The sequence below is a fragment of the Aeromonas sp. HMWF017 genome (assembly GCF_003061465.1).
GTDB lineage: Bacteria > Pseudomonadota > Gammaproteobacteria > Enterobacterales > Aeromonadaceae > Aeromonas > Aeromonas veronii.
The window spans coordinates 72,373-84,347 of the sequence record NZ_QAJD01000135.1 but is presented as its reverse complement, the minus strand read 5'-3'; the positions used below and the strand labels follow the sequence as shown (position 1 = coordinate 84,347).

Annotated in this window: 10 protein-coding genes; 6 read left to right on the top strand and 4 right to left on the bottom strand. The window is 58.4% G+C overall.

Going from position 1 to position 11,975, the window contains the following annotated elements; all coding sequences use genetic code 11:
• Positions 1 to 868 (top strand): formate dehydrogenase subunit gamma (locus DBR30_RS13535; RefSeq protein WP_258224425.1); only part of this gene is annotated, 868 nt, incomplete at its 5' end.
• Between the two features lie 89 nt (positions 869 to 957).
• Here DBR30_RS13535 and DBR30_RS13530 read toward each other — a convergent pair.
• Positions 958 to 2,088, bottom strand: a complete 1,131-nt coding sequence (locus DBR30_RS13530) for a hybrid sensor histidine kinase/response regulator (protein WP_108541032.1) — start codon at positions 2,086 to 2,088, stop codon at positions 958 to 960.
• Between the two features lie 203 nt (positions 2,089 to 2,291).
• Here DBR30_RS13530 and DBR30_RS13525 point away from each other — a divergent pair, with 203 nt between their 5' ends.
• Entirely contained in the window at positions 2,292 to 2,702 is a 411-nt protein-coding gene (locus DBR30_RS13525) for a DNA breaking-rejoining protein (protein ID WP_108541022.1), read from the top strand.
• Between the two features lie 87 nt (positions 2,703 to 2,789).
• Here DBR30_RS13525 and DBR30_RS13520 read toward each other — a convergent pair whose 3' ends face one another.
• A complete protein-coding gene (locus DBR30_RS13520) occupies positions 2,790 to 3,554 on the bottom strand; it encodes a substrate-binding periplasmic protein (RefSeq protein WP_108541023.1) in 765 nt (254 codons plus the stop codon).
• Between the two features lie 274 nt (positions 3,555 to 3,828).
• Here DBR30_RS13520 and DBR30_RS13515 point away from each other — a divergent pair, with 274 nt between their 5' ends.
• The gene (locus DBR30_RS13515) at positions 3,829 to 5,544 is read left to right on the top strand and encodes an NAD-dependent malic enzyme (RefSeq protein WP_064339679.1); all 1,716 of its coding nucleotides are present in this window, start codon (positions 3,829 to 3,831) and stop codon (positions 5,542 to 5,544) included.
• Between the two features lie 86 nt (positions 5,545 to 5,630).
• Here DBR30_RS13515 and DBR30_RS13510 read toward each other — a convergent pair whose 3' ends face one another.
• Positions 5,631 to 5,972, bottom strand: a complete 342-nt coding sequence (locus tag DBR30_RS13510; protein WP_108541024.1) for an RT0821/Lpp0805 family surface protein — start codon at positions 5,970 to 5,972, stop codon at positions 5,631 to 5,633.
• Positions 5,969 to 7,315 carry a hypothetical protein gene (locus DBR30_RS13505; protein WP_108588384.1) on the bottom strand — a complete coding sequence of 449 codons (1,347 nt, stop codon included), beginning with the start codon at positions 7,313 to 7,315 and terminating at the stop codon, positions 5,969 to 5,971. Before DBR30_RS13505 ends, DBR30_RS13510 begins: the two co-directional genes overlap by 4 nt.
• Positions 7,316 to 7,620: 305 nt before the next feature.
• On the opposite strand from DBR30_RS13505, the gene DBR30_RS13500 reads away from it, so the two are divergent.
• From DBR30_RS13500 to DBR30_RS13490, 3 genes are all read left to right on the top strand, one after another.
• Complete coding sequence (locus DBR30_RS13500; protein WP_108541026.1) at positions 7,621 to 8,859, top strand: uracil-xanthine permease family protein; 1,239 nt, start codon at positions 7,621 to 7,623, stop codon at positions 8,857 to 8,859.
• A 551-nt stretch (positions 8,860 to 9,410) separates the two neighbouring features.
• The gene (locus DBR30_RS13495; RefSeq protein WP_005334783.1) at positions 9,411 to 10,142 is read left to right on the top strand and encodes a substrate-binding periplasmic protein; all 732 of its coding nucleotides are present in this window, start codon (positions 9,411 to 9,413) and stop codon (positions 10,140 to 10,142) included.
• Between the two features lie 64 nt (positions 10,143 to 10,206).
• Positions 10,207 to 11,733, top strand: coding sequence for a methyl-accepting chemotaxis protein (locus DBR30_RS13490; protein WP_108588383.1), 1,527 nt, complete (start codon positions 10,207 to 10,209; stop codon positions 11,731 to 11,733).
• Positions 11,734 to 11,975 lie beyond the last annotated feature (242 nt).

Here is an 11,975-nt window from a genome sequence, read left to right as displayed (position 1 = left end):
CTGGCGGGCGGTGAAGGATGGGCAGGAGGGGGTGACCACCTCCCGCTCACCGGAGCACGGGGTGCTTATCTCGGTGCCGGGCCAGCTCTGGTTCGAGGTGAAGACCAAGTGGGTGTCGCCGCTCGGTGCCATCGCCATCTTCGGATCCTTGGCCATGTGCGGTCTGATGTACCTGGTGGTGGGGCAAACCAAGCTCTCCAAACCGCGCACCGGGCGCAAGCTCAAGCGCTGGAGCCGGCTGGATCGGGCGCTGCACTGGACCACGGCGGCCATGTTTCTGACCCTCTCCGGGTCGGGGCTGGCCATCATCTACGGCAAGTACTTCATCAAGCCGGTGGTGAGCCTCGGGGTGTGGGAGAACTGGATCTGGTTTGCCAAGGTGTTCCACAACTATGTGGGGCCGCTCTTCTTCCTCTGCCTGATGGGGGTGCTCATCAAGTGGTTCCGCCACAACATCGTCAATATGGTGGATGTGCAGTGGTTCATGAAGTTTGGCGGCATGCTCGGCAAGCACAAGGGAAGTCACCCCTCGGCGGGCTTCTCCAACGGTGGCGAGAAGGCGATCTTCTGGCTGCTGATCTGGTTTGGCGGCATTGTGGTGGCGACCGGGCTGTTTCTGGACTTCCCCATCTTCGGCCAGCTGCGCCGCCAGATGGAGTGGGCCAGCTTCATCCATATCGTCGGAGCGCTGATCCTTATCTGCGGCTTTATCTTCCATATCTACATGGGCCTGTTCCAGCTGGAAGGGGCGCTGGAGGGGATGGTGACCGGCGAGGTGGACGAGACCTGGGCCAAGGAGCACCACGACCTCTGGTATGAAGAGGTGAAACACACTCTCGATGAGCCTAAGGCGGGCAAATCAAGCTGATGGTCGACAAAGAGTAAAGAGAAGGGGCGCTGCGGCGCCCCTTGTTATTGTGTCATTTCCTCTGCTGTTCACTCGCTCTGCTTGGTGTGTTAGCCCACGGGTTTGAGCGGGAGGCGGATTTCGTAGCAGAGCCCTTCACCCGGTGGGCTGGTGACATTGATCGAGCCGCGCAGGTTATTCTCTACCAGATTGTGGATCCGGCAGGCGCTCAATCCGCAGTGATTGGCGTTGCCGCGCAGGGTGGTGAAGAAGGGTTCAAACAGCCGTGGCAGCTTGTCGGCAGACATGCCGGGGCCGGAATCTTTGTAGGTGAGCAGCAGTGAGCCCTCATGCTGTTCGATATGGATGGTGAAACTGTGCTCCCCGGCCCCATGAAAGGCGTGATCCAGACTGTTTTTGATCAGCTCCTGGACCAGGTCCAGAAACAGGGATTCGGGGGCGGTTATGGTGACCTTGTTGCCGTCCAGATGGTAACTGACCTTGGCGATCTGCAGTTCTGGGGAGAAGGCCTGCAGCAGCTGCTGCACACTATCCTGCACTGAAAAGGTATTGGCATCCAGCTCGGTCTGATCCCGGGTCAGCTCCTTGAAACGGGTGACCAGCAGCGCAACCCGGCGCAGGCTGGATTCAACCAGCTCGGTTCCCTCTTTGATATCGGTGAGCTGCTGATGGAGCAGACGTTGACCCAGCACGCCGCTTTTCACCGCGTTGGCCAGCAGGTCACCAGCGCCCTGAATAAGGCTGGAGGCGGTAATACCGACTCCCAGCGGGGTATTTATCTCATGGGCAATGCCGGCGGTGAGCTGGAACAGGCTTTGGTAGAGTTGCACTCTGGCCTGCTGGCGCCCCAGCTCCTTGAGGCGCAGCTGGTTTTGCACCCGGGCCAGCACTTCGAGCTGATGAAAGGGTTTGGAGACATAGTCGCAGCCACCGGCCTGAAAGGCTTGCTCAAGGGCGCTGACCTCGCTGTTTGAACTGATAAAGATGATGGGTAGTGTCCATTGCCCCTGTTGTTGCTGGATCCGCCGACACGCTTCGTAGCCATCCATCACCGGCATATTGATGTCCATCAGGATCAGATCGGGCGTGCTCTGCGCTGCGGCATCCACGGCCTGCAGGCCATCTGTCGCTTCGCGTACCTGATAGCCGGCCTCTTCGAGCAGGCTGCGCAGGATGTAGCGGTTGGAGGCCATGTCATCGACGATCAGTATGTTGCTCATGGTGTTGCTGTTTGGCATACCGCAGTGCAGTTCCGTACTATGGGTCCAATCTTCAGCATAGTGGTTCATCCCCTTTATCGGTTTACAAATAAGGGGGGTAAGTGATTCAAACGGGTTTTTGTGCGCCAGCGGTGCATGGAAAATGTGCAATAGTAATCGAGCGACAGTACACGGGCATGGTTTCAACGGAGAGGAGTGTGAAGATGAACAAAGCGTTATTGGCAGCGGTATGGTCGGTCGGGTTACTGGGCGGGATATCGGCCTGGTCTGTGCAGGCGGCTGACGGGATCAAGACCCAGCAGGTGCACTTCAAGAAGGGGGAGTCAGGGGCAACCATCAACGGCACCATTCAGGGTAGCCAGACCCTCGATTACAAGCTGACGGCCAACAAGGGCCAGAGCATGGTGGTGATCCTGACCGGCAAGCCCTACTTCAATATTTTGCCGCCGGGCAGCAAGGGGGAGGCGATCTTTGTTGGCTCTCGTGACGGGAACAACTTTGAGGCAACCCTGCCTGCCAAGGGCACTTATACCATTCGGGTCTACCAGATGGGGGCGGCCGAGAGCAGCAAGGCCAAGACGCCGTTCAAGCTGGAGGTGGGCATCAGCGGCTAATGCCAGCAGCTGACAAGCATCACAGAGGTGGCGGCCACAAAGGGCCGCCACCGTTGTTTTATCCTCTCTGTTTTTGCCTCGCCAAGGTCAATATTCACCCTGGGCCAGCCGTTCGAAGTAGCGCTGATAACGTCCGCTGGCGATGGCCTGCTGCAACTGCTGATTGAACTGATCCCGCAGTTTGGCTGAATCCGGCATCTTGCGCGGGAACATCACGAAGCTGTCGTTGCGCAGAAAAGGGGTCTGACTGTGGGTGATGAGTGCCGCGCTGGCGGGGTCGAACTGGCTCTGCAACTCGGCCAGACCGACTCGCAGCTCTTGCGGATAGAGGTCAATCCGCCCGCGCAGCAGCTTGCCGAAATTCTGTTTCACGTCGGTGACTTTCTGTTGGGTTACCTTGCCATCAGCCACCATCTTGTCCAGCTCGGGCCCGTAGCTATAGGCGATATCGCCCCCCAACCGCATGCCGATGATCTGCTCAAGGCGCTCGGCCTGCAGCTGCCGTGATTTGAGGGAGAAGAAGACAAACTGCTCCTGCAGCACCGCTTCGCTAAACAGAAAATCCTGCTCCCGCTCCGGTTTGTGCATCCAGACGGCGGTGGCGTCGTAGAGCTGGCTGTTGGCCGCCAGCGAATAGACCCGACCCCAGGGGGCGAAGTGGAACTTCACCTGATAGCCCGCCTCCTTGAACAGATCGCTGATGAGGTGGGCCACTGGACCGTGCTGTTTTGATTGCTCGGAGACAAAAGGGGGCCATTCACCCACGATGATGTTGAGCACCCGGCCCGGTGCAGCGAGAGCCGACTGGCAGGCCAGAAACAACCACAGAGCAAGCAGCGGGATCAGGCGCATGGTAGAAAGAAGGGGACGCAGGCTGGCAGAGGCGAGGGCATCAGGTCACTCCCGGCTGTGATGCGGTGAAAGGGGCTGGGTTGCCCGCAATGCTAACATGAGTCTCATTCCTTGCCGTGGATATTTGTCTCGCCGGGGCCGCCAGGCGCCTATTTTGGCCGCAGGGTATGCCCAAGCTCACAAAACCGATCGAGTAAACGTCATATGATTGATTTCATTATGAGTCTTGCTCTCCTGCCGAACGGCAATTTCACGTAAATCAAAGAGAATGACTATGGCTACCGGACAATATCTGCTGTGGAAAGATGCACAGGGACAGGATTTTCGCCCCGTTGCACTGACCGGCACTGATCTGCTTAACAATCGATACCTCAACAAGGGCACGGCCTTCACCGAACAGGAGCGGGCCGATTTTGATCTCGATGGTTTGCTGCCGCCTCAGGTGCAAACTTTTGAAGCCCAGCTCGAGCGAGTGTATGAGGGGTTCAAGAGCGCTTGCAGCGATATCGAGAAGTACCAGAACCTGCGTGCCCTGCAGGATCGCAACGAAACCCTGTTTTATGCCCTGTTGTCACGCCATGTGGAGGAGATGACTCCCTACATCTATACCCCGACCGTGGGCAAGGCGTGTCAGGAGTTCAGCCACCGCTTCCAGAAGCCGCGCGGCCTCTACATCACCCCGGACAACGTGGATGACATGGGCAGTCAGGCCCGTCACTTCGATGCCAAATCGATCCGCATCATAGTCGTCACCGACAGCCAGGGCATTCTGGGGATCGGCGACCAGGGGGTCGGCGGCATGGGCATCCCCATCGGCAAGCTGGCGCTCTATACCCTGGGGGCCGGTATTCACCCCGCCTGCTGCATGCCCATCGCGCTGGATGTGGGCACCGACAATCAGAAACTGCTCGATGACCCCATGTATCTGGGCCGCCCCCACAAGCGCATTCGCGGCAAGGAGTATGAAGAGTTCATCGACAAGTTTGTGCAGGGGGTCAAGCGCCACTTCCCCAACGCCGTGCTGCAGTGGGAAGACTTCAGCAAATCCAACGCCTTCAACAATCTGGCCCGCTACCAGCAGGCACTGCCGTCATTCAACGATGACATTCAGGGCACCGGTGCCGTGGTGCTGGCCGGTATCATAGGCGCGGTCAAGGTCAAGGGGGAGACCCTGGGCCAGCAGAACTATCTGGTCTATGGCGCTGGCGCCGGTGGGGTTGGCGTCGCGGATCAGATCTGCGCGGGAATGATCCGCGAGGGGATGGATCCGCAGGCGGCCCGCGATCGCATCTACATCCTGGATACCCAGGGGCTGGTGTGTGATAACCGGGATGGGCTTGACGAGTACAAGCGTCGCTACGCCAAGCCGGGGCTGCTGCTGGCCGGTTGGGACACCGAGGTGCCCGGCAAGGCTAATCTGGCCGATGTACTGCGTCATGTGCCCATTACCGTGTTGCTGGGGACCAGTGGCTCGGGCGGTGCCTTCCAGGAAGAGCATATCCAGCTGATGCTGCAGCATTGCGAGCGCCCCATGGTGTTCCCGCTCTCCAACCCGACCGCCAACTGTGAAGCGCTGCCGGAAGATATCTACCGCTGGAGCAAGGGCAAAGCCATAGTTGCAACCGGTAGTCCGTTCAAGGATGTGAGCTACGAGGGGCAGGAGTTCCGGGTCGGGCAGGGCAACAACGTCTTTATCTTCCCCGGTGTAGGTCTGGCGGCCATCGTCAGCCAGATCCGCGAGATCACGCCCGATGTCTTCACTACAGCCGCCTTTGCGCTGGCTGAGTGCGTGAGTGAGGTGGACCTGGCGAAAGGGGCCGTCTATCCCCGCATTCGCGAGCTGCGCAGCATCTCGGTGCATGTGGCGACCGCCGTGCTCAAGGATATCGTGCGTCGGGATCCCTCCCACCCGCTGATCGGTCAGGATCTGCAGCAGCATATCCTCAACCACATGTGGGAGCCGGTTTACCTGCCCTATCGTCGGGTATAACCGCATATTCACCGCTCTGATAACGGGTCGGTAAAGATGACAAGGGGGTGCGCTGTTACCCCCTTTCGTTTACCCCGTGGCATTCACTAAGTTCGCAATGGCCGCCAGCGCCCTTGCTGACTGCGACAGGCGGTATCCTGCCACTGCTGGCTCGCCTTGCCGATATAGAGTTGCTCGCGATAGTCGCGGCACCACTCCCCGCTGGGATGGCGGAAGGTACGTAGCGGGGTGACGCTACCCGAGTGACGGTTAGCTGGATTGAACCAGGTGAGGCTTTGGCCTTTGGTACGGGTTTCCAGCGCCTTGGCGAGAGCCTGATTGGCCAGTTGAACATCTGCCTTATCCATTTGATGATAAAGCGGCGGAGTGTCGACCGTGGCGCAGCCAGCGAGGCCGAGCAGGAGGAGTGTTAGCAGATAACGCATCATGGTTGCCCCTGTTGGCGAAAGCCGTTGTTGAGCAGCGCCCGCTCCTGCTCATCGGTAAGTACTTGCTGGCGATCATCGACCGTGCCATCACCCCTGAGCTTGTTGCCATTGGCATCGACGGCATCCACACCGTTGTCATCGACCGTGCCATCGCCCCTGAGTTTGTTGCCGTTGGCATCGACGGCATCTACGCCGTTGTCATCGACTGTGCCATCACCCCTGAGCTTGTTGCCGTTGGCATCGACGGCATCCACGCCGTTGTCATCGACTGTGCCATCGCCTCTGAGCTTGTTGCCGTTGTCATCGATGGTTCCATCGCCTCTGAGCTTGTTGCCGTTGGCATCGACGGCATCCACGCCGTTGTCATCGATGGTGCCGTCACCTCTGAGCTTGTTGCCATTGGCATCGACGGTATCTACACCGTTGTCATCAACGCCATTGCCAAATCCGCGGCCACCCCCATGGCGTTCTCCCCCTGCATGTTTTTCTCCACCAGCATGCCGTTCACCTCCACCATGCTGCTCTCCGCTGGCATGCTCGCCTTGGCCGCCACGGTCATCGCTGCCCCCATCGCTGTCGCTGTCGCTGCCACCGCCGCTGTCGCTGCCTCCGCCGCTGTTGCTGCCTCCGCCGCTGTCGCTGCCACCGCCGCTGTTGCTGCCTCCGCCGCTGTCGCTGCCACCGCCGCTGTTGCTGCCTCCGCCACTGCTGCCCCCACTGCCACCATCGCCATCTTTGTTGTGAACGATCAGCTCATTGGCGATGTAGCTGTGGCTGCCATCGAGCAGCAGATTGAAGAGCGCGGTAGTGGGAGATGCCTCGATCCAGCAGAGTGACTCAACCAGCAGTAATTCCAGCTGGGGTTGCAGGGCCAGATTGCCCGTCACCATGGCAGGTGCCGGGCGACACATTATCTGCATGCCGGTAAATAGCGGCAGCACCGCCAGTTGCGGGTTTTCGGTTCGGGTCATGGCCGGTGAGATGGCTGCCCAGCCCCGAGTGGTCAGCAGAGGGTGCTCTGCGGTAAAGAACGGGGGCAGATCATTGATCCCGTAGAGTCTGCGCTTGCCCAGTATGACCCGTTCGATCGCCAGGATCCGGTTACTGCCGCCGTGCTGATCCCGCACCCGTTCACCGACCCGGAGCGTCTCTATGGGGCGGGTGGAACCATCGGCCATCGTGATGCGAGTGCCGGCGATAAAGCAGGACTTGGCATAGACCTGATTCATTTGCCACTCATTGTGGGCGAAATCATAACTGAACGGGTTCGCAAACAGGGCGAGTGCGATGGCCGAGCCGATCAGCAATCTGCGCTGGCTGGCCTTGAATGGGGGCTGTGACATGGGGACTCCTTGTCCATCTTGATTCACAGGATCCATTATAGAGCGCCCCTTGGCGGCGGCATTTTTGACCATGAACACAATAAACATGATGGAAAAACGATTGGCGTTCGTCACAATAATGCGTAAAATCGCATACTCGATGCTTGTAGCAACGAATCCCGCCTAAAAAGCCAGTTTCATGCCCTTCCCAAGCAGTAAAAGGTAACGAGTGACGCATTTGCGTTCTTTTTGTGCCTTGAAAAAGTCTTGTGATGACTGAAAAGTGATAAATATCCCCATCAGTTATCAAAAAATTAAGGACATCCATGTTTTCCTTAGTCAAGCAAAGTGTCGCCGGGCTGCAAATCTTGTTTGTCGCCTTCGGTGCCATGGTTCTGGTGCCCCTGCTCACCGGACTGAACCCCTCCATGGCCCTGCTTGGCGCCGGTGTGGGCACCCTGTTGTTCCAGCTCTGCACCCGCCGCCAGGTCCCGATTTTCCTCGGTTCCAGCTTTGCCTTCATCGCTCCCATCATCTACGCCACCCAGACTTGGGGATTGCCATCCACCATGTTTGGCCTGTTTGCCGCCGGTTTCATGTATTTCATTCTGGCTGCGCTGATCCGGGCAAAAGGGATGGGTTTTGTGCACAAATTGCTGCCCCCGGTGGTGATTGGCCCGGTGATCATGGTGATCGGTCTTTCTGTGGCACAGGTTGCCTGCAACATGGCGATGGGTCGTGCTGGCAGTGAGCAGGTAGTACCTGCGGGGACTGCGCTGACGCTGGCCGGTATCTCGCTGGCAGTCACCCTGATTGCAGCGGTGTTCTGCAAGGGGTGGATCAAGCTGATCCCCATCCTGTGCGGCGTGATTGCCGGTTATGTCTCTGCGGTCTTCATGGGCCAGGTGAGTTTCGATGGCATGGTGAACGCCCCCTGGCTGGCGCTGCCCCACTTCGAAACCCCGGAGATCAACTGGGCTGCTGCGTTGTTCATGTTGCCGGTCGCCATCGCCCCCTGTATCGAGCATATCGGTGGCGTGTTGGCGATTGGTGGCGTGACTGGCAAGGATTATACCAAGGATCCGGGTTTGCACCGTACGCTGGCCGGTGACGGCATCGGCGTCTGCTTCGCCGGTTTCATCGGTGGCCCACCCGTGACCACCTACGCCGAAGTGACCGGTGCCGTGATGATCACCCGCAACTTCAATCCGGTCACCATGACCTGGGCTGCGGTGTTTGCCATCATTCTGGCCTTCTTCGGCAAGTTCAATGCGTTGCTCACCTCCATCCCTATGCCGGTGATGGGCGGTATCATGCTGCTGCTGTTCGGATCCATCGCTGCCATCGGTCTCAAGACGCTGGTGGAATCCAAGGTGGATCTGGGGCTGTCACGCAATATCGCGATTGTCGCCGTGACTCTTACTGTCGGGGTCGGTGCGCTGGAGATGAAGATTGGCGACTTCGCGCTGGCCGGTGTTGGCCTGGCCTCTGTTGCCGCCATCCTGCTCAACCTGATCCTGCCCCAACACTCTGAAGAGGGTGTGATGGACGCGGCCAAGGACTGAGTTCCACCAGGCGTTCATCGTTGATTTGGAGAAGGCCACCTCGCGGTGGCCTTCTCTTTTTCGGGTATCTAGCGCCACTTTTCGGTTCGACGGAGCTCATCTGGAATCTAATCTGGAAGCAGATGAGGGGGTTAGCATTCTCATTTGACGTATCTCTTTTCGTGACCTTAGCTAAAGGACAGGTTTGGCTCTGAGGTCTCCTCGAGCAGTATGGGAAAATGGATGTTGGCGTTTTCTATCATTTCTCTCCCAGACCGCTGTCATAAAACGATGCGCTTTTTCTTTGCCACGGCGCTGTTGTATGGCAGAGGCTTATCCGCCCCACTCCGCACTCCCCTTATGCTGCCCTGGCATGTTTCCTCCTCGATTTGTTGTGAGCCTCCCTCGCCGGTTGCGTTTCGTTGCGCACAGGCAAAATCCGGATCTGTTTGCTGCTGCACATGGGTGGGCGGCGAGCCGTGAAAGCCGGCATGACCCCAGCGGGTCAGACGTGCACCGCCATCGGTAACGGCGGATGTTCAGGGATGAATGGCAAGCAAAGCGAGGTTGCAATGAACTATCAACTGCTGTGGAAAAGTGCAATTTTTTCAGTCTCTTCCATGATGGCGATAAGCGCTGTTCAGGCTGCGCCACTGAACGTGATGACCGAGGATTACCCGCCATTCAACATGCAGGGGGAGGGGGGCAAGATTGTCGGGCTGTCGACCGAGGTGGTCGAAGAGCTGTTCAAGCGTGCCGGGGTCGAATACAAGCTGACCCTGATGCCCTGGAAACGGGCGTACGAAGATACCCTCGGTACTCCCAATACCGCCCTCTACTCCACGACCCGCACTCCAGAGCGGGAAGCACTGTTCAAGTGGGTCGGGCCGCTGGTCAATAACAACTGGGTGTTTTTCTCCAGCTCGACAGCCAATATCACGGTCAAGTCACTGGAAGATGCCAAGCAGTATTCGGTGGGTGGCTATAACGGCGATGCGGCCGCCGAATATCTCAAGGCCCAGGGATTTGCCAAGTTGCAGTTGGCAGCCAACGATACCGCCAACGTGAAGAAACTGGAGGCAGGTCGCATCGATCTCTGGGCAACCGGCCAGTATCTGGCCCCCTATCTGGCCAGCAAGGAGAAGGTGGCCTCACCCAAGCCGGTCTTCGTGTTCAAGGAAACCCAGATGAGCTTGGCGTTTAACAAGGATACGCCCGATGAGCTCATCACCAAGCTTAACGAGATCCTCGCTGCCATGAAGGCGGATGGCACCATCGACAAGATCAATGCCAAGTACCAGTAACAGTACCAATAGCAAGTGCCGCTCAATGGCACTGCGCCGGCTGCCGTAAAACCGGGAGGAAACCATGGATTGGAAAAGTCTGACGTTCAGGATTGCCGTGTTGACCTCCCTGTCGGTGAGTCTGCTACTGGTGTTGTTTGGCGGTTACAACTACCACGCCGTCAAGGCGGAGAGCTACAGCAAACAGAGTGCGCTGGTCGAACAGGCCATCGGCCGGCTGCAGCTCTCCCTGCCCGGCCCGCTGTGGAATTATGAATCGGCCTTCATCGAGGCATCACTCAAGTCCGAGCTGGCGGCCGATATCCTGAGTGCTTTGCTGGTGGTCAACAAGGACAAGCTGGTAGCCGGGTTTGCCCGTGACTCGGCGGGGAGCATTGCCCCTGTGACAGCCATGCCTGCCGATACTGCTGCCTATGGGGGATATGATCTGGTCTATGACGACAGCGGCCAGAAAAACACAGTGGCCCGATTGCTGGTGCAAACCAGTGATGCTGCCATTCAGGCCCAACTGCGCCAGCAGTTGATCACCACCGTCTGGCAGATCCTGGTGCTCGATCTCTGCATCATCGCGTTGCTGATGGTGCTGATTCATCGCAATGTGCTCAGGCCGCTCCATCAGATGAATCAGGCGGTGTTTGATCTGGCCAAAGGAGAGGGGGATCTGACCCGGCGTCTGAAGATCAGCCGTCAGGATGAGATGGGCGCGCTGGCCATCAACATCAACCATTTTATTGCCAAGTTGCAGGAGATGGTGGCGGAGATCAACGAGCTCTCTGCCGGTGTGTTGCAAACCGCCGAACTCTGTGACTCCCTCTCGGCAGATACCCGGGTAGGCAGTGACGCCCAGCAATCCGAGCTGGATCAAGTCGCAACCGCCATCACCGAGATGAGTCAGGCTGTGCAGGAAGTGGCTGGCAATGCGGTGAAAACTTCTGGCGCCACCGATGAGGCCAACCTCTATGTGGAGCAGGGTTACAATCTGGCGGGCCATGCCAATGAGGCCATCCATCAACTGGTGGGGGAGGTGGAGCGAGTCGCCACCCTGATGCGCACCCTTTCGACCGAGAGCAGCAGCATTGGCACCATCATCGAAGTGATCAACGGCATTGCCGAGCAGACCAATTTGCTTGCCCTCAACGCGGCCATCGAGGCGGCGCGGGCGGGTGATCAGGGGCGCGGTTTTGCGGTGGTGGCGGATGAGGTGCGCACCTTGTCGGGCCGTACTCGCCAGTCGACGGAGGAGATCAGCGCCAGTATCAAGCGGTTGCAGCAAGCGACCCAGAATGTCGGTGCCGGCATGCAACAGAGTCAAGAGAAGGCATCCCGCGCTGGCATCGAGGCGGCAGATGTGCAGACATCGGTGGAGAAGATTAAAAATCAGGTCAGCCTGATCCGCGAGATGAACATGTATATCGCCCAGGCATCGGAAGAACAACACTCGGTGGCGGAGGCGGTCAGCCACAGCGTCAACCGGATTGCAACGCTCAACAGCGAGAGTGCAGCCAGAGTGGCACAGGTTGCCGAAGCCAGCAGCGATCTGCGGCAGCTGTCGGCCCAACTCGACACCCTGCTTAAGCAGTTTCGGGTCTAGTCAGTTCACTTCGCCCCGTTGGACCATCCTGCGGGGCAGGTCTGTTCCCATTATTTTGAGGCGTGGCGAGATGTTGTGAGGGGCAAGGGGCCTTGTCCAGCAGCGCTTTTCGTCATGCCCATGTCACTGTTCAGCTGAGATTGGCGTGACCGTCATAGGCGAAACTCGCAACATCATGCTCTGCCCGATACGCAGTCCGACAGCGCTGGACGCATATTTTCATTTTCCCCGCTCATGCCTGT

Excerpts from the sequence above, each read along its gene's own strand:
- DBR30_RS13490 (WP_108588383.1), top strand. The coding sequence starts at position 10,207 with ATGGATTGGAAAAGTCTGACGTTCAGGATTGCCGTGTTGACCTCCCTG.
- DBR30_RS13500 (WP_108541026.1), top strand. The coding sequence starts at position 7,621 with ATGTTTTCCTTAGTCAAGCAAAGTGTCGCCGGGCTGCAAATCTTGTTT.
- DBR30_RS13505 (WP_108588384.1), bottom strand. The coding sequence starts at position 7,315 with ATGTCACAGCCCCCATTCAAGGCCAGCCAGCGCAGATTGCTGATCGGC.
- DBR30_RS13520 (WP_108541023.1), bottom strand. The coding sequence starts at position 3,554 with ATGCGCCTGATCCCGCTGCTTGCTCTGTGGTTGTTTCTGGCCTGCCAG.
- DBR30_RS13530 (WP_108541032.1), bottom strand. The coding sequence starts at position 2,088 with ATGAGCAACATACTGATCGTCGATGACATGGCCTCCAACCGCTACATC.
- DBR30_RS13495 (WP_005334783.1), top strand. The coding sequence starts at position 9,411 with ATGAACTATCAACTGCTGTGGAAAAGTGCAATTTTTTCAGTCTCTTCC.
- DBR30_RS13525 (WP_108541022.1), top strand. The coding sequence starts at position 2,292 with ATGAACAAAGCGTTATTGGCAGCGGTATGGTCGGTCGGGTTACTGGGC.
- DBR30_RS13515 (WP_064339679.1), top strand. The coding sequence starts at position 3,829 with ATGGCTACCGGACAATATCTGCTGTGGAAAGATGCACAGGGACAGGAT.
- DBR30_RS13510 (WP_108541024.1), bottom strand. The coding sequence starts at position 5,972 with ATGATGCGTTATCTGCTAACACTCCTCCTGCTCGGCCTCGCTGGCTGC.